General features: G+C 40.5%; 17 protein-coding genes and 1 riboswitch. Of the genes, 15 read left to right on the forward strand and 2 right to left on the reverse strand.

Annotated features, from left to right (window positions below; translation table 11 throughout):
* The first annotated feature begins 9 nt into the window (after positions 1-9).
* Complete coding sequence (locus JOC34_RS08130) at positions 10-1,509, forward strand: tripartite tricarboxylate transporter permease (protein WP_205136250.1); 1,500 nt, start codon at positions 10-12, stop codon at positions 1,507-1,509.
* A gap of 146 nt (positions 1,510-1,655) precedes the next feature.
* On the opposite strand, the gene ftsH is transcribed toward JOC34_RS08130, so the two are convergent.
* Positions 1,656-3,488, reverse strand: a complete 1,833-nt coding sequence (gene ftsH, locus JOC34_RS08135) for an ATP-dependent zinc metalloprotease FtsH (RefSeq protein ID WP_205136251.1) — start codon at positions 3,486-3,488, stop codon at positions 1,656-1,658.
* A 222-nt stretch (positions 3,489-3,710) separates the two neighbouring features.
* Here ftsH and JOC34_RS08140 point away from each other — a divergent pair, with 222 nt between their 5' ends.
* From JOC34_RS08140 to cysC, 14 genes are all read left to right on the forward strand, one after another.
* Complete coding sequence (locus JOC34_RS08140) at positions 3,711-4,460, forward strand: DeoR/GlpR family DNA-binding transcription regulator (protein ID WP_205136252.1); 750 nt, start codon at positions 3,711-3,713, stop codon at positions 4,458-4,460.
* Positions 4,457-5,371 carry a 1-phosphofructokinase gene (gene pfkB, locus JOC34_RS08145; protein ID WP_205136253.1) on the forward strand — a complete coding sequence of 305 codons (915 nt, stop codon included), beginning with the start codon at positions 4,457-4,459 and terminating at the stop codon, positions 5,369-5,371. The genes JOC34_RS08140 and pfkB overlap by 4 nt, the downstream gene beginning before the upstream one ends.
* A gap of 120 nt (positions 5,372-5,491) precedes the next feature.
* Complete coding sequence (locus JOC34_RS08150; protein WP_205136254.1) at positions 5,492-7,393, forward strand: PTS fructose transporter subunit IIABC; 1,902 nt, start codon at positions 5,492-5,494, stop codon at positions 7,391-7,393.
* A gap of 461 nt (positions 7,394-7,854) precedes the next feature.
* Positions 7,855-9,810: an acetate--CoA ligase gene (acs, locus tag JOC34_RS08155; protein ID WP_205136255.1), complete on the forward strand. Its 1,956-nt coding sequence runs from the start codon at positions 7,855-7,857 to the stop codon at positions 9,808-9,810.
* A 503-nt stretch (positions 9,811-10,313) separates the two neighbouring features.
* Positions 10,314-10,418: riboswitch (SAM riboswitch) on the forward strand.
* Positions 10,419-10,541: 123 nt separating this feature from the next.
* A complete protein-coding gene (locus tag JOC34_RS08160) occupies positions 10,542-11,276 on the forward strand; it encodes a phosphoadenylyl-sulfate reductase (RefSeq protein ID WP_205136256.1) in 735 nt (244 codons plus the stop codon).
* A gap of 124 nt (positions 11,277-11,400) precedes the next feature.
* The gene (locus JOC34_RS08165) at positions 11,401-13,248 is read left to right on the forward strand and encodes an assimilatory sulfite reductase (NADPH) flavoprotein subunit (protein ID WP_205136257.1); all 1,848 of its coding nucleotides are present in this window, start codon (positions 11,401-11,403) and stop codon (positions 13,246-13,248) included.
* A gap of 27 nt (positions 13,249-13,275) precedes the next feature.
* A complete protein-coding gene (gene cysI / locus JOC34_RS08170; protein ID WP_205136258.1) occupies positions 13,276-15,009 on the forward strand; it encodes an assimilatory sulfite reductase (NADPH) hemoprotein subunit in 1,734 nt (577 codons plus the stop codon).
* A gap of 21 nt (positions 15,010-15,030) precedes the next feature.
* The gene (gene cobA / locus JOC34_RS08175; RefSeq protein WP_205136259.1) at positions 15,031-15,807 is read left to right on the forward strand and encodes a uroporphyrinogen-III C-methyltransferase; all 777 of its coding nucleotides are present in this window, start codon (positions 15,031-15,033) and stop codon (positions 15,805-15,807) included.
* A gap of 16 nt (positions 15,808-15,823) precedes the next feature.
* A complete protein-coding gene (locus tag JOC34_RS08180; RefSeq protein WP_205136260.1) occupies positions 15,824-16,576 on the forward strand; it encodes a sirohydrochlorin chelatase in 753 nt (250 codons plus the stop codon).
* A 4-nt stretch (positions 16,577-16,580) separates the two neighbouring features.
* Positions 16,581-17,216, forward strand: a complete 636-nt coding sequence (locus tag JOC34_RS08185; protein WP_338062651.1) for an NAD(P)-binding protein — start codon at positions 16,581-16,583, stop codon at positions 17,214-17,216.
* Positions 17,213-18,013 carry a uroporphyrinogen-III synthase gene (locus JOC34_RS08190; protein WP_205136261.1) on the forward strand — a complete coding sequence of 267 codons (801 nt, stop codon included), beginning with the start codon at positions 17,213-17,215 and terminating at the stop codon, positions 18,011-18,013. Before JOC34_RS08185 ends, JOC34_RS08190 begins: the two co-directional genes overlap by 4 nt.
* A gap of 56 nt (positions 18,014-18,069) precedes the next feature.
* Positions 18,070-19,248, forward strand: coding sequence for a sulfate adenylyltransferase (sat, locus tag JOC34_RS08195; protein WP_205136262.1), 1,179 nt, complete (start codon positions 18,070-18,072; stop codon positions 19,246-19,248).
* A gap of 17 nt (positions 19,249-19,265) precedes the next feature.
* The gene (locus tag JOC34_RS08200; RefSeq protein WP_205136263.1) at positions 19,266-21,044 is read left to right on the forward strand and encodes an SLC13 family permease; all 1,779 of its coding nucleotides are present in this window, start codon (positions 19,266-19,268) and stop codon (positions 21,042-21,044) included.
* A gap of 10 nt (positions 21,045-21,054) precedes the next feature.
* Positions 21,055-21,687, forward strand: a complete 633-nt coding sequence (gene cysC / locus JOC34_RS08205) for an adenylyl-sulfate kinase (RefSeq protein WP_205136264.1) — start codon at positions 21,055-21,057, stop codon at positions 21,685-21,687.
* Positions 21,688-21,825: 138 nt separating this feature from the next.
* Here cysC and JOC34_RS08210 read toward each other — a convergent pair whose 3' ends face one another.
* Positions 21,826-23,085 (reverse strand): Nramp family divalent metal transporter, encoded by a 1,260-nt coding sequence (locus tag JOC34_RS08210; RefSeq protein WP_205136265.1) that lies wholly within the window; start codon positions 23,083-23,085, stop codon positions 21,826-21,828.
* Positions 23,086-23,215: the final 130 nt, after the last annotated feature.

Here is a 23,215-nt window from a genome sequence, read left to right on the forward strand (position 1 = left end):
ATGGTTCAAATGGATACAAGTGTAATACTTGATGGTTTATGGACAGCGCTTCAGCCCGTTAATTTGTTGTGGTTATTGTTTGGTGCTGCACTTGGTACAATTGTAGGTATATTACCAGGTTTGGGGGCGGCAACTGGGGTAGCTGTTCTTATTCCGTTGACCTTTGGGATGGAACCGGTGAGTGCACTAATTTTAATGGCAGCGATTTATTATGGTGCTTTATTTGGTGGTTCAAGAAGCTCTATCTTAATTAATACGCCAGGTGATGGTTCTTCTATTGCGGCTGCTTTTGACGGTTATCCGATGACGAAGAAAGGACAGGCAGGTCAGGCGATGTCTATTGCTGCGATGGCTTCACTCATAGGCGGATTAATAGCTATATTTGGATTTATATTTCTAGCCTTGCCTTTGGCTAAATTCGCATTAAATTTTGGCCCAGCAGAATTTCTATTACTCTTTTTGTTTGCATTATCTGCTGTTGTCACCTTATCGCAAGGAAATGTCGTGAAAGGTTTTCTGACCATGTTTCTTGGGCTGGGTATTAGTACGGTTGGGATTGACTTACAATCAGGCGTTCATCGATTTACTTTCGACGTACCCCACTTAACAGATGGTATTAATTTTATTATTATCATTATTGGGATCTATGCAATTGGTGAAGTACTTTATAATCTGATAAATCAGAGTAAACAAATGGATACAGGTAACAAAAATATTGGTAGTAAATGGTTTACGAAAGATCAATGGAAACGGTCGCTGGGGCCAATTCTACGTAGTGGTCCAATCGGATTTTTCCTAGGTGTATTACCAGGATCAGGAGGAACAATCGCCTCTTTATTGGCTTATAGTACAGAAAAGCAGATATCAAAAAACAAGAAAGAATTTGGCAAAGGGGCTGTAGAAGGTCTTGTTGCCCCAGAATCTGCAAATAGTGCTTCAGCAGTAGGCTCTATGATCCCGATGTTAACAATGGGGATTCCAGGATCGGGAACTACAGCAGTTATGCTTGGGGCACTTGTAATGATTGGAGTTACACCAGGGCCATTACTGTTTGAAAATAGCCCGGATATGGTATGGACGCTGATTAATAGTATGTTTATAGGAAACCTTATACTAGTAGTTATTAATATTATGATGGTTGGTATGCTCGTAAAAGTATTAAAAACACCACCGAATGTACTCTATCCTATTGTCCTTATCTTATCATTTCTTGGTGCATATACGCTGGGGTATAGCACGATTGATTTCTACATATTAATTATTGCGGGCATATTTGGTCTTTTATTACGAGTGTTAAATTATCCCGTAGTACCGATGATTCTAGCATTAATAGTTGGAGGAGATATGGAGCAAAATCTCCAACGCGCAACGGTTATTTACGGTTCTCCAATAGAGATGTTATTTGCATCTCCTATAACGATTATACTTGCTATATTAACTATATTATCCCTTTTATTTCCATTAATAGCAAAATTGTTGAAACAAAAAAAGGGCCAATCAACAATCTAAATAATGTAATGGAAGTTCAATTGCATTTTCAAAAGAAGAGCAATATAGGTCTAAAAATACAGTATGGGAATATTCTTTTGATAATATTTTCCATAAGCAACCAATAAAAAACCAGCATGACTTTGTAGACGTCATGCTGGTTTACTTTATGATTCAAATGTTTTAATTTCCTTGCTCGTTAGGATTTTCATAAACTCTTCCCCTGTAATTGTTTCTTCTTCCAATAAGAACTTGGCCAGCTCATGGAGCTTATCGATATGCTCTGTGAGGATATTTTCTGCCTTATCATATGCTGCTTTTACAAGCTTATTGACTTCCACATCGACCTTGGCCGCAAATTCTGCAGAAGCTGTTAAGGAAGTGTCACCGCCAAGGTATGGATTGGACTGCGTTTCCAGCGCCATCATACCGAAAGTGTCGTTCATACCGTAACGGGTCACCATGGACCTGGCTATTTTAGTGATTTGTTCAATATCATTGGAGGCGCCAGTTGTTATCGATTGAAAGATAACTTCCTCAGCAGCTCTACCACCTGAGAGGGTGGTCAATTTATTAAATAACTCTTCTTTAGAAAGTAAAACTTTTTCCTCCTCATCGACTTGCATTGTGTAGCCAAGTGCACCGGATGTTCGGGGGATAATCGTTATCTTTTCAACTGGTGCTGAATGTTTCTGTTTTGCAGCGACTAAAGCGTGACCGATTTCATGATAGGAAATGATTAATTTCTCTCGTGTTGATATCACTGCGTTTGTACGTTGATACCCGGCAATAATCGTTTCGACAGCTTCCATATAGTCGGATTGATTTACTTTTTTTCTATCGAATTTAACCGCGCGGATCGCCGCTTCGTTCGCAATATTGGCGATGTCGGCACCTGATGCACCTGCTGTCGATCTGGCAATCGTGTGGAAGTTCACATCTTCTTCTACTTTCAGGCCTTTCGAATGCACTTTAAGAATCTCTTCACGCCCCCTGATGTCAGGCAGTTCTGCTGGGATGCGGCGGTCTAACCTACCAGGTCTTAGCAGTGCTTTATCTAATATTTCCGGTCTGTTGGTTGCAGCAAGAATGACAACCCCTTTACTACTGTCAAATCCATCCATTTCTGTTAACAATTGATTGAGCGTCTGTTCACGTTCATCGTTGCTTTGCATCCCATTATCACGTTTTTTCCCGATGGCATCAATCTCATCGATAAAGACGATACATGGTGCTTTTTCTTGTGCCTGCTTGAACAAGTCACGGACACGGGCCGCTCCCATACCAACAAACATTTCAACAAACTCAGATCCAGATATGGAAAAGAATGGTACCTTTGCTTCGCCGGCAACGGCTCTGGCAAGCAGGGTTTTTCCTGTTCCAGGTGGTCCTACAAGCAGTGCTCCTTTTGGTAGTTTAGCACCCATTTCTTTATATTTATCCGGACTATGAAGAAAGTCGACGATTTCAGTCAATGCTGCTTTTGCTTCATCTTGACCAGCTACATCAGAAAATCTTTTGCCTGATTCAGCTTCGACATATACCTTCGCCTTACTTTTTCCGAATTTCATTGCATTGCCGCCACCCATTTTCTTCTGCATGCTACGGAAGATAAACTGACCAATAATGATGAAGATTAGAATAGGGAGGATCCAAAACAGGAAGAAATTCAATAATGGCGAGTTTTCTTTTGGTATATCCTGGGTAAACTTCACATCCGCATTGTATAGGCGGTCAACGAGTTCACTATCCTCAACCCTGCCTGTTTCATAGGTTGTTTTTTCATCTCCTTTTGCGGTAAAGGAAATTTGTGTTTCTTTAATTTCTACTTCGTTAACTTGCCCATCTTCAACCATTGTCAGGAATTTTCCATAATCAACTTCTTTTACTTGTTGCTTGTCAAAGATTGGTACGATAAGCGCATTTAATACTAATAAGATTAGTACAGCCAGTAAAGCATAGTAGATCAGTGGTTTCTTTGGCGATTTAACTTCTTTCATTTCAATAGCACTCCTGTCTGTTCAAGTTAGCGGAATCAAACCATATATATTGTATGTCTATCTATTATTGTTAAACGATAATCAGCTAAATATTAATTATAGCACCACTACAAATTAATCGCTATTGAACCGTTTTTTTTGCATAAGTAGAATGTAAAAGTGGCATTTAATTGATTGTTTTTGACTGTTTTTGGTGGTATTATACTGGTTAGGGGGATGAGTATGTTAACGGAAGAAAGACATGCATTCATATTGGATCAATTAAAACAACATAACATCGTAAAAACACAAGCATTGATTACAGTGCTTAATAGTTCTGAATCCACCATCAGAAGGGATCTGCAGCAATTAGAAGCAGGGGGTAAATTAAAGCGTATTCATGGTGGGGCAAAAAGAATGTATCAATTGAATGACGAGTTATCTGTTCATGAAAAATCATCCAAAAGTGTTCAGGAGAAAAATGCAATTGGCAGATTAGCTGCTTCTCTCATTGACAATAATGATGTTATTTACTTGGATGCGGGAACAACGACATATACAATGATTGAATTTATAAATGCGATGGATATTACTGTAGTAACAAATGGTATTTTACATGCCTCATTACTTGCAGATAAAAACATTCACACTGTGCTTGTTGGTGGAAAAGTAAAGTCTTCCACAAAAGCGATTGTTGGCGCAACTAGTCAGCGCGAACTAAGGAATTACCGTTTTAATAAGTCCTTTATCGGGATGAATGGCATTGATCCGGAATATGGCTGTACTACGCCGGATCCGGAAGAAGCGGCATTAAAGGAAATCGCACAGCAACATGCAGCAACAGCATACGTTTTAGCAGATCATTCAAAATGGAATCAGGTTCATTTTGTAAAAGTATGTGGAATAGAAGAAGTAACGATTGTGACAGATAAAGTCGAAGGAAATTTGATATCGAACATCGAAAATACGACAATTTTGGAGGCGAAGCAATGATTTATACGGTTACCTTAAACCCATCGATCGATTACATTGTACAAGTGAAGCAACTGGAACTTGGCAACCTGAATAAAATGAAAGACGATCTGAAACTGCCAGGTGGAAAAGGTATTAATGTATCGCGTATATTGCATGAACTCAATATTGATACAACAGCACTCGGATTTTTAGGTGGTTTTACTGGTGAGTTTATTGCGAATTGGCTACACAAGGATGGTATTAATACCGACTTTGTCCCGATTCAAGACGATACAAGAATTAATATTAAATTAAAATCAGAGGTAGAAACAGAAATTAACGGTCTCGGACCAACCATATCGAAGAAAGAGTCGGAGGCGCTGTTGAGGCAAATCGATCACATTGCAAGTGGCGATAATATCCTCGTATTATCGGGAAGTAAGCCACCATCTCTTCCCGCTGATTATTACAACAGCTTGATTGAAAAGGTTGCTGATTCCAATGCAGCGTTTGTCATTGATACGACAGGTAAGGACCTACAAGCGGCATTACCCTACAAGCCTTTACTCGTAAAACCAAATAAAGCGGAATTAGCGGAATTATTTGGTGTGGAAATCAACAGTAAACAAGCGGTTCTGCAATATGGAGCTAAATTATTGGAGCTAGGTGCTGCTCATGCGATTGTTTCGATGGCTGACGAGGGGGCATTATTGTTCACAGAAACAGGGACATATCAGGGCGTAAGTCCAAAAGGAATGGTTAAGAATTCAGTAGGTGCAGGTGATTCAATGATTGCTGGATTCATTGGTGAATATATGCGGACCAAAGATGCTGTACAGAGCTTTAAAATGGGGCTCGCTTCTGGTAGTGCAACAGCCTTTTCCAGTGATTTAGCTAATAAAGATGCCATCCTTACATTGCTTGACGAAGTGGAAGTTACTTCCCTTTAACATTAACAACACACTGTTAGCAGTTAAGAAAGCATAATTACTTTCCTACTGTATATGTGCAACTAAGCATACGCCCAAAAGCTTGGCGTATGTCAAATTTTCTAATAAAGGATGATTACCTTGAAAATAACGGATCTTTTAAGACAAGATATAATGATCTTGGACATGCAGGCAACGGAAAAAGAGCCTGCGATTGATGAAATGATTGCTAGCCTGAATCAACACGGTGTTCTCAATAATGCGGAACAATTTAAAGAAGCTATTTTAAACAGAGAGGCACAATCATCAACGGGACTTGGTGATGGGATTGCGATGCCACATGCGAAAACGGGGGCTGTTAATCAGCCGACAGTTCTTTTCGCAAAGAGTAAGCAAGGTGTGAACTATGATTCGCTTGATGGTCAACCTGCCTTTTACTTCTTTATGATTGCAGTTCCAGAAGGTGGAAATGATACACATTTACAAACGCTGGCGGCGTTATCCAGAAAGTTAATTGATCCGGATTTTGTTCAGCAATTAGGTAAGGCAAATACAGCTGAAGCAGTTCATGCACTGTTTGATCAAACAGTGGAAGATGCGGAAAAAGAAAAGGAAACAGAAGCATCGGATGAAACGAAAGCTGTTGACTCGGCAGAAAAACCATTCGTTGTAGCAGTTACGGCTTGTCCGACGGGAATTGCGCATACCTATATGGCAGAAGACGCCTTAAAGAAAAAGGCAGCGGAAATGAATGTCGATATACGCGTGGAGACCAATGGTTCAGATGGAGCCAAAAATCGTCTGACAGCAGATGAAATCAAAAGAGCGGATGGGGTCATCGTTGCAGCGAGTAAAAAAGTTGAAATGGCACGCTTTAATGGAAAATCTGTCCTAGAAAGACCGGTTGCCGATGGTATTAAAAAGACGGATGAATTAATTACAAGAGCAATCAATCGGGATGCGCCGATCTATCATGCGGAACAAAGTAATGAAAGTAATAGTGAGGAACAGGATGGAGAAAAGAAATCTGTTTGGAACACGATTTATAATGACCTGATGAATGGTATCTCTCATATGCTGCCGTTTGTTATTGGTGGCGGGATTCTCATGGCAATTTCGTTCCTAATTGAAAGCTTCTTAGGTAAGGACAGTGAAATATTTATCTTTCTTAATGAAGTTGGAGGAAACGCATTTTACTTTCTAATCCCGATTTTTGCTGGTTTTATTGCAATGAGCATTGCCGATCGGCCTGGTTTAATGCCTGGTATGGTTGGTGGTTTAATTGCAGTCAATAGTGACGCTGGTTTTATCGGTGGTTTGGTTGCCGGTTTCCTGGCCGGTTATGTCGTTGTCCTATTAAAACGGCTTTTACGTGGTCTGCCTAAATCGTTGGATGGGTTAAAACCAATCCTACTTTATCCTGTACTTGGTCTGTTTTTGACAGGTCTTCTCATGTACTTTATCTTTGGGCCAATCTTTGCGGGCATCAATGCGGGAATGGTTAACTTTTTAGAAGGGCTTGGAACAGGAAATGCCGTGATTGTGGGTGTACTGCTTGGTGGTATGATGGCAATCGATATGGGCGGACCATTCAATAAAGCAGCCTATGCCTTTTCGATTGGTATTTTCACTGACACTGGTGATGGAAGTCTGATGGCGGCAGTGATGGCTGGTGGAATGGTACCACCGCTTGCGATTGCATTGGCTTCAACCTTCTTCAAAAGTAAATTTGATAAAGATGAGCGTAAGTCAGGTATAACAAACTATGTGATGGGAATTTCATTTATTACTGAGGGTGCGATTCCGTTTGCGGCTGCTGATCCGCTAAGAGTTATCGGTTCTTCCGTTTTAGGAGCAGCAATTGCCGGCGGATTAACCCAGTTTTGGAATAGTGCGATTCCGGCTCCACATGGAGGTATTTTTGTTATTCCATTAGCAGTGCATCCGCTATTATTCCTTCTATCGCTTGCAATCGGAACGGTTGTGGCGGCAATTTTCCTTGGATTGTGGAAGAAGCCGGTTGTGGAAGTGGAAAATAAATAACAGGTTTGAAATAATAAATAGAGAAATAAGAAAAGCGTTCTCCGGTTGAGGGGGAACGCTTTTCTATTTAATGTAACTTTTCACAAACCTTTTCCAGACCTTTGAAATGAAAAAATGTATGTTTGTAAAAGGTGTGAAGATAAAATATTATCTTCGATTAAGGCAAATGGAATACACTCGCTTTCTGTGGGTGGCTGCAGTGGAAATCAACGATTTAGCACACACCCAAATAGTTCAGATTTACACACAGATTTTCAAGTGACGAAATTGACTCAAATATTTGTGCTGGAAAGAACTTCCGGTATGTTCCACTAGGTTGTTTTCGGGTACAGTTATGAACTTCTAAATATTAGCGTTAAATGAAATATTGACTCAATTAGTTCGATTTGTTTGCATGTGGAACGTATTTTGTAATACGCTTATATTAAGCGCTTACAAATCATTGGAGAGGAGTTTTGAATTTGTCAGCAGAAGAAAATTTAAATACATTATTAAAAGAAAACCGAACTTTTGCACCACCAGAAGAATTTAAAGCCAAAGCAAACTTTAATGATCCCGATGTTTATAAACGGGCGGAGGCAGACCCAGAGGGGTATTGGTCTGAACAAGCACAGAAATTAAGCTGGTTTAAATCTTATGATAAGGTCCTGGATTGGGATCCCCCACACGCAAAATGGTTTACAGGTGGAAAGCTAAATGCCGCTTATAATTGCGTTGATCGTCATCGAGAAGGACCACGCAAAAACAAGGCTGCGATTATTTGGGAAGGTGAAAAGGGAAATAATAAAATTTATACGTACGACATGCTTGGACGTGAAGTTGATAAAACAGCCCATATGTTAATGGAACTTGGTATTAAAAGAGGCGACCGGGTAGCGATTTATTTACCGATGATACCTGAATTGCCGATTTCTATGTTAGCTTGTGCTAAGATTGGTGCGATTCATACCGTAGTATTCGCGGCGTACTCTGCGAAGGCTTTAAATGATCGTATGTCTGACACCGATGCAAAGCTTTTGATTACAGCAGATGGTAGTTTACGTGGTGGGAAAATTATTCCGTTAAAAGATAACGCTGATAAAGCAGTGAAAGATACAAATGTGGAAAAGATGCTTGTTGTGGGAAATATCGGCAAGGAATCAAATACATCATGGAACCCGGATTTTGACGTAGATTGGGGCACGTTAAAGGATAAAATGCCGGCAAATCCAGTTCCGAACGAGGAAATGGATTCCGAGGATATTTTATATATTCTTTACACATCCGGAACAACTGGAAAGCCGAAGGGGATAGTCCATACGACCGGTGGTTATTTAACAAGCGTCAATCATTCGGTTCGTAGTGTTTTTGATATAAAAGAGGAAGATGTCTTTTGGTGTACTGCGGACATTGGTTGGGTAACTGGCCACTCTTATGTCGTGTATGGCCCACTTTCGCAAGGAGCAACAACACTGATGTATGAAGGTGTGCCTAATTATCCGGAACGGGATCAGTTCTGGAATGTGGTGGAGAAATACGGTGTCAGCATTTTTTATACGGCACCAACATCGATTCGTATGTTTATGAAATGGGGACCGGAACATACGGAGAAACACGATCTTAGCAGCTTGCGTTTGATTGGCAGCGTTGGTGAGCCGATCAATCCGGAAGCATGGATGTGGTACCATAAATATATTGGTAAGGAAAAATGTCCGATTGTTGATACATGGTGGCAAACGGAGAATGGTTCGATTTTAATCGCTCCATTGCCGGGAATTACCACAACAAAACCAGGATCGGCAACGAAACCAACACCTGGTATCAATGCAGATATTCTTGATAAAAATGGTAATTCAGTGGCACCTGGTAATGGTGGTTCCCTTGTGATAAAAAGTCCATGGCCATCGATGCTCCGGACCGTCTGGGGTGATGATGAACGTTTCCAAAACTCTTATTACGGTGATTATAAAGGTGTTTATACTTCCGGGGATGTTGCTCATAAAGATGAAGATGGTTATTTCTGGGTACTGGGTCGTGATGATGACGTTGTGAATGTCAGTGGGCATCGATTAGGAACGATGGAGTTGGAAAGTGCGATCGTTAGTCATCAATCCGTGGCGGAAGCTGCAGTGATTGGTCGTTCCCATGTTGTGAAAGGTCAGGCGCTTACGGCATTTGTAACACTCAAAGAAGGCATCAAAGGAACGGAAGAAATGAAAGATGAAGTGAAGCAGGAAGTTGTGAAACAGATCGGTAAAATGGCACGGCCGGAAGAGGTTATTTTTACTGCGGGGTTACCAAAAACAAGTAGTGCCAAAATTATGCGTCGCCTGCTTCGCGATATTGCAGAGGGTCGTGTCGTCGGTGATACCTCCACACTCGAAGACCCCGCTGTTGTGGAAGATTTGAAAGAAAAATATCAAGGGAAAGAAGACTAATATTTTCTTCATAGCAATTAGAAAACAAACTGCTGGACGTATGTATCCCAGCAGTTTTTATCGTGAATTTTTTGCGTATAACAGATCCTTTTTGTCAGGCGCTTTTCCCACTGAGTCGACTACCCTTCGCTCCAATCAACCATCATAAAAGTGGATAGTTAATATGTATTTGAATCAATAATTATTACGAAGTTTTAAAGCACAATACCAGCGAAGGAAATACAAGGAGACTCCAGCGGGAAAGCGAAGACGATGAGACCCCACAGTGAGCGTTCTTTGCGATCGAGGAGGCTCATCGCGAGCCCGCGGAAAGCGTAGTGTATTTCCGGAGCGATATCTTTCTTTCATCGTAGTTTCTATAAACTGCGAGAATTAAAAACAACAAAATTAAAGAAAGCGCATTTTGTAAAGAATATAAAATAATTAGCTTTTTCTGGAAAAGGTGTTGACCTAAGTGATTATATAGTATAGAATTCATATCAAGTTAGTCAACTATAGTTTTTTTCTTATCAAGAGAGGTGGAGGGAAAGGCCCTATGAAACCTCGGCAACAGGTTAAATTCAACACTGTGCCAATTCCTACTGGATAAAAAGTCCGATAGATAAGGAGCGTGCGGTTATGTCTTTTATTTAGTGAACCCTCTTCTTATAACTGGAAGGGGATTTTTTTGCAGTTAGGAAAGTATAAAACTTTCCTAACTGTATAAGTGCAACTTACAAGGAGGGATCAATGTGGGAACTGATGTCATTACCTATCAGCAATTTACTGGAGATCCTTTTAAGGATTTCAATCCAACTGATGAGCTAAAAGGTGCTGTGGATATTTTGCAATGGGCTTATGCGTCATATGGTGATTCTGTTGTTTACTCTTGTAGCTTCGGAGCGGAAGGTATTATTTTAATAGATTTAATTTCCAAAGTGAAAGAGGATGCAACGATTGTCTTCTTAGATACAGAGATTCATTTTCAGGAAACTTATGATCTGATTGACAAAGTAAAAGCAAAATATCCAAAACTCCGTATTCAGTTAAAAAAGCCTGATCTAACATTGGAAGAACAGGCTGATGCATATGGTTCTGCACTATGGAAACGGCAGCCTGATCAATGTTGTTATATTCGAAAGATAAAACCACTTGAAGAAGTATTGGATGGTGTACCAGCTTGGGTTTCTGGTCTACGTAGAGAACAGTCAGCTAGCAGAAAAAATACAGATTTTATTAATAAAGATGAACGTTTTAAATCTATTAAAGTTTGTCCATTGATCCATTGGACCTGGGATGATGTGTGGGCATATATCAATGCAAAGGATTTGCCATACAATGAATTGCATGATCAAGGTTATCCGAGTATTGGCTGTATTCCATGTACTGCTAAAGTAACAGATTCAGAGGATCTGCGTGCAGGCAGATGGGCAGGAGTAAATAAAACAGAATGTGGCTTGCACACTTCTGGTAATAGCGCTAATTAGACTTTAATTTTTTTTAATTATATTTTTTTACCTAAATTCATAGTAAATAGCTATGAATAATATACTTAATAAACCATGACAATCATTATCAATTTGAAAATTTTCTTTGTGAGGTGGATAGCTTTTGGATTTACAAGTAATGAATAGTCCTTTTAATCAAGCGCAGATAGAGCATTTACAACGCTTACTGCCAACATTGACAGAAACGCAGAAAATATGGTTAAGCGGCTATCTGGCAGCGAACCAGGTAACGGCATCGCAATCAGCGTCAACTGCTGTTCCACTAAATAATGACGCAATCTCCCAAAACACATCGCAGCCTGCTGCAAGAGAAGTGACGGTCCTGTTTGGATCAGAGACAAATAATGGTCAGCTGCTTGCAGAGGAACTCGTGAAGAAGCTGGAAGCACGGGGCTTAAAAGTAACGAGTTCAGCACTTGATGATTTCAAGGCGAACAAATTAAAAAATGTCCAAGATTTGCTGATTGTAACAGCTACTCATGGGGAAGGGGATCCACCGGATAATGCTATATCTTTCCATGAATTTTTACATGGACGGAAGGCACCGAAATTAAAGGACCTACGTTTTTCGGTATTATCTTTGGGAGATCAGTCTTATGAGTTCTTCTGTCAAACTGGCAAAGACTTTGACAAACGGCTGGAGGAATTAGGTGGAGAAAGGCTATTCCCAAGGGTCGACTGCGATGTTGATTTCGATGAATCTGCTGAAGAATGGATGGATGGTGTATTAGCTGAAATTGTCAAAAATGAACAACCGGAGGCGCAACTTGCTATTCCGGGGAATGGGCAAATGCAAACTGGTATATTAAACGCTGAATTACCAGCCTATTCAAGAACCAATCCATTTAAGGCAGAAATTCTGGAGAATCTGAACTTGAATGGAGCGGGGTCAAATAAGGAAACGCGTCATCTTGAACTTTCACTGGAAGGATCTAATCTTGCGTTCGAACCAGGGGACAGTGTGGGAATCATACCCGAAAATGACCCAAAACTGGTTGAGGAATTGATGAAGGAAATGAATTGGGACCCGGAAGAATCCGTTCCAGTTAATAAAAAAGGTGATATGCGTTCCATCAATGATGCACTGCTTACCAATTTAGAAATTACCGTGTTGACGAAGCCCTTAATGGAAAAGGCGGCAGATATTTTTGGGAATGAAGCGTTAAGTGAACTTGTAGATCCAGTGCAAGCGGAAGCGTTAAAAGCCTATATGGATGGCAGGGATTTACTTGATTTGGTCAAGGACTATCCTCCAGGTGAGCTAACCCCAGGAGAATTTGTACAGATACTTAGAAAAATTCCAGCTCGCCTCTATTCAATAACAAGTAGTCATAAAGCAAATCCGGATGAGGTTCATTTGACCATTGGAACAGTTAGATATAATGCGCACGGACGTGATCGAACAGGGGTATGTTCTGGCCAATCGGCAGAACGCGCGCAATCCGGGAATTTATTACCGATTTATATTCAGCGTAACCCAAATTTTAAATTTCCTAATGATGCTGACAAACCAGTCATTATGATTGGACCTGGTACAGGAGTTGCCCCGTTTAGAGCACTGATGGAGGAACGAGAAGAGCTTGAACTAAAGGGGAAAACATGGCTATTCTTCGGGGACCAGCACTTTTCCACAGATTTTCTTTATCAAGTGGAATGGCAAAATTGGCTTAAGGAAGGTGTTTTATCAAGAATGGATGTCGCTTTTTCCCGCGATGCTGAGGAAAAGGTATATGTACAGCATCTGATGCTTGAAAAGCGTAAAGAGCTCTATCAATGGATTAAAGAAGGAGCAAATGTGTATATATGCGGGGATGAAAAAGGCATGGCAAAGGATGTCCATCAGACATTGCTTCAGATTCTGGAGGAAGAGGGTTCCATGAGTAAGGAAGAAGCTGAGAATCATTTAAAAGATATGCTAAAACAAAAACAATATCAGCGTGATATTTATTAAGTTCACAAATTAGAAAGGAGTTTGATCATGACGAAAAATGATGCTTTCCAACAGGATGGACCGCCAAGTGATCTAGAGCGAATTAAAGAAGATAGTAATTACTTACGCGGTACGATTGAGGAAGGGCTTGCGGATCGGATAACAGGGGCAATTAGTGATGATGATACGAAGCTATTGAAGTTTCATGGGAGCTATCAACAAGATGACAGAGATTTACGTGATGAACGGCGGAGGAAAAAGTTGGAGCCGGCTTACCAATTCATGTTACGTGTGCGTGCGCCTGGTGGTGTAGCTACACCGGAGCAATGGTTAACCATGGATGATCTTTCGCAAAAATATGGGAACGGCACATTGAAATTAACAACCCGCCAAGCTTTTCAAATGCATGGCATCTTGAAGTGGGACCTTAAGAAAACGATGCGGGAAATTAATGGCTCGTTGATGGATACACTTGCTGCTTGTGGTGATGTAAACAGGAATGTGATGTGTAATGCGAACCCATATCAATCCGAAATTCATTCAGAAGTTTATAACCTGTCGGCAAAATTGAGTGACTACTTATCTCCACAGACGAATGCATACCATGAAATCTGGCTGGATGATGAGAAAGTTGTGGACAGTCGGAAGCCGGAAGAAATTGAGCCAATGTATGGCCGTTATTATTTACCGCGTAAGTTTAAAATCGGTATCGCGGTGCCGCCTTCTAACGATGTGGATATTTTTTCGCAGGATCTTGGATTTATCGCCATTTTAGAGAAAGGGAAACTAAAAGGGTTTAATGTTGCTGTCGGTGGCGGCATGGGGATGACCCATGGTGATACAGCCACATACCCGCAGGTTTCTCGGGTGATTGGCTTCTGTACGTCGGATAAAATCATTGAAGTTGCTGAAAAAGTAATTACGATTCAACGTGATTATGGTAATCGTTCCAATCGGAAAAATGCCCGTTTTAAATATACGATTGATGCCAGAGGGCTTGACTGGTTTAAGGCAGAATTAAATGAAAGATTGGGCTGGGAGCTTACGGCGGCACGGGATTACCATTTTGATCATAATGGAGATCGATATGGTTGGGTAGAAGGGGACGGTAAATGGCATCTGACATTATTTATCCAAAATGGTAGGGTAAAAGATTTTGCTGGCTACCCGTTGCAGACTGGGTTAAGAGAGATTGCTAAGATTCATACAGGTGATTTCCGTCTCAGCCCCAATCAGAATTTAGTGATTTCAAATGTGACCCCTGAAAAGAAACAAGAGATCATTGCACTTGTAGAACAATACGGATTGACAGAAGGAAAGCATTATTCCGCATTAAAAAGAAATTCCATGGCATGTGTTGCATTTCCAACATGTGGATTGGCAATGGCTGAGTCAGAGAGATATCTTCCTTCACTTGTAGAGAAAATCGAAGGGATTCTGGATGAGGCTGGACTGCGTGAAGAGGAAATTGTGATCCGTATGTCAGGCTGTCCAAATGGTTGTTCACGCCCTGCATTGGCGGAAATTGCCTTCATAGGCAAAGCACCTGGAAAATATAATATGTATCTTGGTGGTGGCTTTATTGGAGACCGATTGAATCGCCTTTACCGGGAAAATATTGATGAAGCAGAGATTTTAGAAAGTCTTCGACCAATGCTATTTCAATATGCAAAAGACCGACACGAGGGAGAACACTTCGGTGATTACGTTGTTCGCGCAGGTTATGTGGAAGCGGTCAAATCAGGACTTGATTTTCACAAAGCGGACACGGTCAAGGCCTAAATAAAAGAAAGGGGTGACATGATGGGAAAGGTTTATTTGGTAGGAGCTGGTCCAGGCGATCCGGATTTGATTACTGTAAAGGGGATAAAAGCACTCCAAAAGTCAGACGTTGTTTTATATGATCGTTTAGTCAATAAAGAATTACTGGCATATGCCCCTAAAGAGGTGAAATTGATTTATTGTGGGAAACGCCCTAATCATCATTCACTCACACAGGAAGCGATAAACAGCTTGTTATTTCAATATGCAAACAAAGGGAAAGTTATCACAAGGTTAAAAGGCGGGGATCCGTTTATTTTTGGAAGAGGTGGAGAAGAGGCAGCCTATTTAAGGGCAAATGACATTACTTTTGAAATTGTCCCAGGTATTACATCCGGCTCTGCTGCCCCGGCCTATGCTGGTATACCTTTGACCCATCGAGATTATAGCTCTTCTGTTACATTTATTTCGGGAGTGAGTATACGCACCAAAGATACAGAAAAGTATTGGGAACACCTTGCGCAAGGTATTGATACACTTTGTATTTATATGGGGGTTAAAAATCTGCCATTTATTTGTGAAAAGCTTATCCATTATGGTCGTGAAGCAACTACGCCAATTGCATTGGTGCACTCCGGTACAACGAATAGACAAGAAACAGTAACAGGAACATTGGAGAATATTGTGGAGAAGGCAAGTCACATCCAAAACCCAGCCATGATTATTGTTGGTGAAGTTGTACGATTAAGAGAGCAGATTCAATGGTTTGAACAGCTATCTGTAGAACCAGATTTCGCTGTACCATCCGCCATTGGATGATTGGAGGGATAAGGGAATGCAAGGTGTACTATATGTTAGTCATGGCAGTCGGGTTTCGGAAGCAGCAGCGGAAGCAATGGGTTGTATTGCTTCCGTGAAAGCGGATGTTGCTGTTGGTCTTCAGGAGATTTGTTTTCTTGAACTGGCCAGCCCCAGTGTGGAGCAAGGAATTGAGAGACTTGTATGCCAAGGTGCATCAAGAATAGCAATTGTCCCGGTTCTGCTTTTATCTGCCGGCCATTATTACAAGGATATTCCAGATAAAGTTGCAGTTGCGGAGAAGCAATATCCATTTATCACATTTACCTATGGGCAGCCATTAGGTGTACAGGATCGGTTTATTGACGTTTTGACCGAGCGAATCGCGGAAACGCAGATATCGATTGGCCCTGCAACGAAGATACTATTGGTTGGAAGGGGTAGCCGCAATCCACAAACAAAGAAAGATATCGAGATGATTGGGAACAAATTACAACGTGTACTGCAAACGGCGCATGTGGAAGTGTGTTACTTGGCTGCGTGTGGGCCTTCTTTTGACGAAAAGTTGCAATCATCATTAGAAGCGAATTACGCCAATCTAATCGTTGTTCCTTATTTATGGTTTACGGGTATTCTGATGCGCTCTATCGATAGAACAATTAGTGAATTGGTGAAACCAAATAGGAGCGTAGTCTTGTGTCAGCAACTGGGAGATCATCCTGTGATGAAGCAGGCACTGAAAGAGCGTGTCTATGAATCATTTGAAATGGCTGAAGCAATAACGATGTAAGGATGTGAGTGAGATTGTTACACCTTTGATGATAGATTTAGATAAGAAAAACATTGTGATTGTTGGTGGAGGAAGTATCGCTGAGCGCAGAATTCGTTCTTTGTTAGAAAACGGCGGATTGCTGACAGTGATTAGTCCGACAATTGGTGAAGGGATACAAAAGCTTTGGCAAACAGCGCAATTAACATGGAAGAAGAAACGCTTTGAAGCAGTAGATCTTGCTGATGCATTTTTGATCATTGCAGCAACGAATGATCCAACAGTGAATGAATTGGTTGTCCATCATAGCCCTCAAGATGCGCTATTAAACGTGGCTGCACAAGCTGAAAAAGGAAATATTCATTTCCCAGCCCATTTTAAACAAGGAAAGTTATCTATTAGTATATCAACGGATGGTGCCAGCCCAATGCTTGCAGCAAAAATAAAGGATAATTTGCATACGGTTTACGATGAGAACTATGGGGATTATGTAGATTTTTTAAATGAAAGTCGAAAGTTGATTAAACATTCTTTGTTAGATAAAAGTACGCAATCACTCCTGTTGAAGGAGTTACTGGCTGAAAGTTTTATGGACGAACAAAAACAAACAAAGACGATAGCGTGGCTGGAGAAGCTCTCGGGAAAGGATCGTGTAGGATGAGCGGTTTGAATGGGAAGAAGATTGGTATTGCTGCCGCGCGTAAAGCAGATGTTATTGCTACATTGATTGAAAAACATGGTGGAGCGTCGCGCATCTATTCTATTCAGGGGGAGCAAATTTTAAATACAAATGTAAGTGAACAGGATGTTGTAGAATTTATTGATAACCCCTATGATATTGCCCTTTTAACAACAGGGATTGGTGCTGAAACACTGGAAAAGGCAGCAGCAGAAATGAACAAACTCCCTGAGTTTATTCAGAAATTGGCGGATACGAGATTGGTAATTCGCGGTAGTAAAACATTAATGTGGTTGAAAAAGCATTCTTTATCCGCATCATTGGTAGCTAAGGATGGCACGATGAAAAATTTATTATCTGCACTGGCATTAGAGGGGGATGGAGAGGGGAAAACGCTATTTTTACAAGCATATAATCAAGATGATGTCCAGATAAAGACTGGTGTTGAAGCGCTTGGCTATCGCACTTATTTGTCAAAACCATATCGTTATAAAGAACCCAATCAGGATACGTTAAATAAATTAAAGCAAGTAATCTGTAATCATACCGTGGACGCAGTTATTTTTACCAGTAAGACACAGGTGAAAAATCTTTTCCAAACAGAACAGGCGACGGAAGATATAACCACGGCTTTTAATCGTCATGTTTTGGCGGTTGCAGTAGGAAAAGTAACAGCTCAATCACTGAAGCATTATGGCGTATCTAATACTTTTCACCCGAGTAAACCGAAGATGGGGGCAATGGTTGTTGAACTGGAACGTTATCTAGCAAGAAATTGATGGAAAAAGGGTCGTGATCCATCTCGAATGATCATTATGAAGGGGGAGGTTTTAAAATGACAGTAACAAAGCAAAGAGAACAAACGACCATCTTACCGCATGGAGGAGAACTCGTTCAAAGAGAAGTAGTTGGTCCGGCAAAAGAGGCGTATCTCAGTGAAATAGAAGGGTTCAATGTATTAACAATAGATGCTTGGAGTATATCTGACCTGGAACTGATTGCTATCGGTGGATTCAGCCCATTAAAAGGTTTTATGGGACAACAAGATTATGAAAGAGTTGTTGAATCGATGCGTTTGGCTGATGGGACGGTTTGGAGTATCCCGATCACACTTCCAGTAACAACAGCACAAGCAGATGCATTTGCAATCGGAGAAAAAATAGCACTCCGTGGAGAAGATGGTGTTAATTACGGGGTGCTGGAATTGGAAGAAGTATATACCTATGATAAGGAAAAAGAAGCGAAACACGTTTATGGAACAATAGATAAAGCACATCCAGGTGTGAAGAAGGTATACGATAAGGGCAACGTGTATTTAGCTGGCCCGATTCATTTACTCCAACGTCCGAATCACAGTCAATTTCAGGAATTTCACCTTGATCCATCGGAAACGAGAGCGATGTTTGCTGATTTGGGTTGGAAAACTGTTGTAGGTTTTCAGACGCGGAATCCAGTTCATCGGGCACATGAATATATTCAGAAGAGTGCACTAGAGTCTGTTGATGGGTTGTTGTTAAATCCCTTGGTTGGTGAGACAAAGTCAGATGATATATCTGCAGAAATTCGCATGGAAAGTTATCAAGTAATACTGAAAAACTATTATCCTGCTGATCGTACACGACTGGTTATCTATCCTGCTGCGATGCGTTATGCTGGACCAAGAGAAGCGATTCTCCATGCGATTGTCCGCAAAAATTACGGTTGCACCCATTTTATTGTCGGACGTGATCATGCAGGTGTTGGGGATTATTATGGCACCTATGAAGCACAAACGTTAATTTCAGAGTTTGAGGAAGAATTGGGTATCCAAATATTCAAATTTGAGCATGCATTTTATTGCAACAAATGTGAGAACATGGGCACGACAAAAACATGCCCACATGATAAATCCTATCATGTTCATCTCAGTGGAACAAAAGTACGCGAAAAGCTTCGTAATGGGGAAGCATTACCGAAAGAGTTTTCCCGCCCGGAAGTTGCTGAAGTACTGATTAAAGGCATGAAACAAAATTAATCTAAGGGATGTTCCTCATGTCATTTGAAATGATCTTTGTTTTAATTATGATTGTCGCCATGCTATTAGGGTTATTAATGGAAGTTGGTCGTCCTGAAATCATCATTTTTTCAGTACTTATCATTTTCCTGATTACAGGTGTATTGAATACAAAAGAAGCATTAAGTGGATTTTCTAACGAAGGAATGCTTACTGTAGCACTTTTGTTTATTGTAGCGGGAGCGATTCAAAAAAGTGGTGTCATTGAAAAGGTAATCAAGAACTGGTTGGATAAGAGCAAGAGCACTGTAGGATCGATGGTACGTCTTTTTGTACCCACATCCATTATTTCGGCATTTTTAAATAATACACCGATTGTCGTAGCACTTACACCATTAGTGAAGACGTGGTGTGAGGAGCACAATATTGCGCCATCCAAGTTTTTAATCCCGTTATCCTATGCAACGATTTTAGGTGGGACGGTCACGTTAATGGGGTCGGCTACAAATCTGGTTGTTCATGGTATGTTGCTTGATAATGGGTATGAGGGTTTTTCTTTATTTCAATTGTCTGTTGTGGGTATCCCTATTTTGATTATTGGCCTGATTTATATATTTACAATTGGCCATCAATTACTACCGGAATATAAGGATTTTAAACAACAAGTGAAAGCGGACTCGAAAGAATATATTGCAGAATTAATTGTAGAGGAAAGCTTTCCACATATGAATCAAAGCGTACAGCAGGCTGGATTAACCGATTTGAAAGGTCTCTATCTAGTCGAAATCATTCGCCGAGAGGAACGTATTTCCCCTATACGTGCTACAACGGTTATTCAAGCGGGGGATCGGTTAATTTTTACTGGGTTGATGTCTACGCTTGAGGATGTACAAATGATGAAAGGTTTAACATTAAGAACTGGAACACATCTAGATCTGGATGAGTTAAAGAACGGGAACACACAAATAGTGGAAGCTGTTGTATCCCATCAATCTGCATTACTGTCAAAGTCTGTTAAACAAACACAGTTTAGATCCAGTTATGATGCCGGAGTGATTGCGATTCATCGAAATAATGAACGCATCCAATCTAAAGTAAGCGACATCCTGCTTAAACCGGGAGATACATTGTTATTGCTGGCAGGGAAACACTTTGTAGAAAAGTTCCAGCAATCCAGTGATTTTTACGTACTTACAAGCTTGGATACACCGGAAAAACTAAAACGTAGTCCGGTCAAGGCTTGGTTTTCGATCATTTTAACGCTGACAATGATTATGCTTGTGTCCTTGGGTGTGCTGAGCATGTTTAAGGCGATGGCACTGGCAGTTACTTTATTAATTGTAACGAAGACGGTTACTCCTGGAGAGGCTAAACGGTATATTCACTTCGATGTATTATTGCTTATTGCCAGTTCCTTTGGTGTGGGCCTAGCGATGATGAACACAGGCTTGGCCCAATGGATTGCAGATGGTCTATTAGTAATAGGGAACCCTATGGGATTGTTTATGATTCTTTTATTGATATATCTTTTAACAAATATTTTCACCGAATTAATTACAAATAGCGCAGCAGCAATATTAATGCTTCCAATTGGATTAAAAACGGCTGCAAGCTTGAATCTGGATCCAATGGGGTTTGCAGTGTTAATTACGATTGCAGCTTCGGCGAGCTTTGTGACGCCAATAGGTTATCAAACCAACCTAATTGTTTATGGTCCTGGAGGTTATAAATTTACAGATTATATAAAAATAGGAACACCGCTCAGTTTAATTGTGATGGCTATCACTGTTACCATTGTCTATTACTGGTGGTTTTAGGAGGGAAATGATGGGTACGTCAACAAATATTGCTTGGCATGAGTCGGAAGTGACGAAAGAAGTAAGACAAAAACGGAACAAGCACAAAAGCGCTGTTTTATGGTTTACTGGATTATCAGGATCAGGGAAATCGACCGCTTCTGTCGCACTGGAGAAAGCACTACATCAACTTGGGATACATACATATCGCCTTGATGGAGATAATGTGCGGCATGGTTTGAATAAGAATTTGGGGTTTAGTCCAGCGGATCGTACAGAAAATATCCGCCGCATCGGAGAAGTTGCCAATCTAATGGTGGATGCTGGGATCATAACCCTAACCGCATTTATTTCACCATATCGACAGGATCGAAATAATGTTCGTACGTTGCTTGAAGATAAAGAGTTTATTGAAGTCTATGTGAAATGTAGTGTAGAAACATGTGAGGTACGGGATCCAAAAGGGCTGTATGAAAAGGCGCGCGCTGGTGAAATTAAAGGTTTTACAGGGATTGATGCACCATATGAAAAACCTGTTGATCCGGAAATTATCCTAGACACAGAAAAGCATACATTGGAAGAATCAGTTCAAATATTAATTACTTACTTAAAGGAAAATGGATATATTGAGCCATATTTAATTACCGAAAATAGTAACGGCTGATTGACGTTGATCAAGAATGAGGAAGTCGATTTGGATTTAACTCCTTATGATCCAGCACGAGCAATTGACAAGGCGTAAAAAATAAAGCTCCATGACCGAAATATTTAACGGAAATGGAGCTTTATTATGGGCTGAAACTTAGCTAAAAAATGCTTGCAATGCGTCAATTAAACTATAAAGTCCGAGTCCTGTACAAACAAGTGCAACAACACCGCCAACGATATTCATTTTTAGTGAGTTTACATATTTACCAAGTCGGCTTTTATTGTTCATCACAATCAGAACTAAAATAGCAATGGCTGGTAATAGGATACCATTTAGGGCTTGAGCAAAGAGCAGTACATCCATTGGTTCAAAGCCAAGTGCTGAAGTAATAATTCCGATCACGATGATCACTGCAAAAACAATTTTAAAACGCTTATCTTTAAAGCCGCCTTCCCATTTAAAAACACTACCAAGTGTCATTGCTGCTCCAAGTGGTGATGCAGTTGCAGAAGAGAATCCAGCTGCAAATAGTCCAATCGCTGTAAATTGTTTGGCCCAGCTTCCTAACAAGGGCTCTAATTGCAGAGATAATTCTGCGGCACTTCTTACATCAACACCTCTAATCATTGTAGCAGCGGTTATTAAGATGGCCGCTGTAATTAATCCGCCAACAGAAATAGAGATGATTGTGTCCCATCGAGCCGCTTTTAAATGTGCTGGATCGGTCCATTTTTCATGTGCAGACGATGCATGAATGAAAAAGTTATATGGAACAACTGTTGTACCGATCATTGCGATGACCATAATAATCGATCCTTTTGGTATACCAGGAACAAAAGCGCCTTTAAACATTTCACCAAGATCAGGTTTAGCGACGACCATTGTTGTAATGAATGTAATTCCCATAACAAAAACAAGTATAATCATGATTTTCTCAATGAATTTGTAGCTACCACTTAAACCGAATAACAAAATAATGACACCGATAATAGGCGCAATCAAATGTTCAGGAAAACCGGTAAGTGAGGAGAGGCCAAGAGAGGTACCGAGTAAATCACCGGATATGTAAGCTGCACAACCAGCACTGATGGAAATAGTGACAAGCCAAATTGCACCATACTTTAACAAGGGGTGTGAAAATTGTTCGCGTATGGCTTCACCTAGACCCTTTTGTGTAATGATGCCAAGACGGGACATCATTAATTGCAAAACGATAGTTGTAATAACTGAAAAGAGGACAGACCATAAAATAGCATAACCAAATGATGCACCAGCTCTTGTTGCTGTTGTCACTGTACCAGGCCCAATGAATGAGGCAGTTACGATTGCACCCGGTCCAAATATCTTTAGTTTTTTTATCAATTTATCCTTTAGTGAAAGCTCTATTTGTTGTTCTTCTAAAGGTTGACTCATACCTGTATCACTTCTCCTTTTATTTGGATAAACATAGCGTTTTCTGTTTTAGGGGAATTGTAGGATTTTGCGACCATTAGTATATAAATAATGCGAAGGTTTGGAAAATATGATAATTCTATTTATACGA

The organism is Virgibacillus halotolerans, from assembly GCF_016908515.1.
GTDB classification, from domain to species: domain Bacteria; phylum Bacillota; class Bacilli; order Bacillales; family Amphibacillaceae; genus Virgibacillus_M; species Virgibacillus_M halotolerans.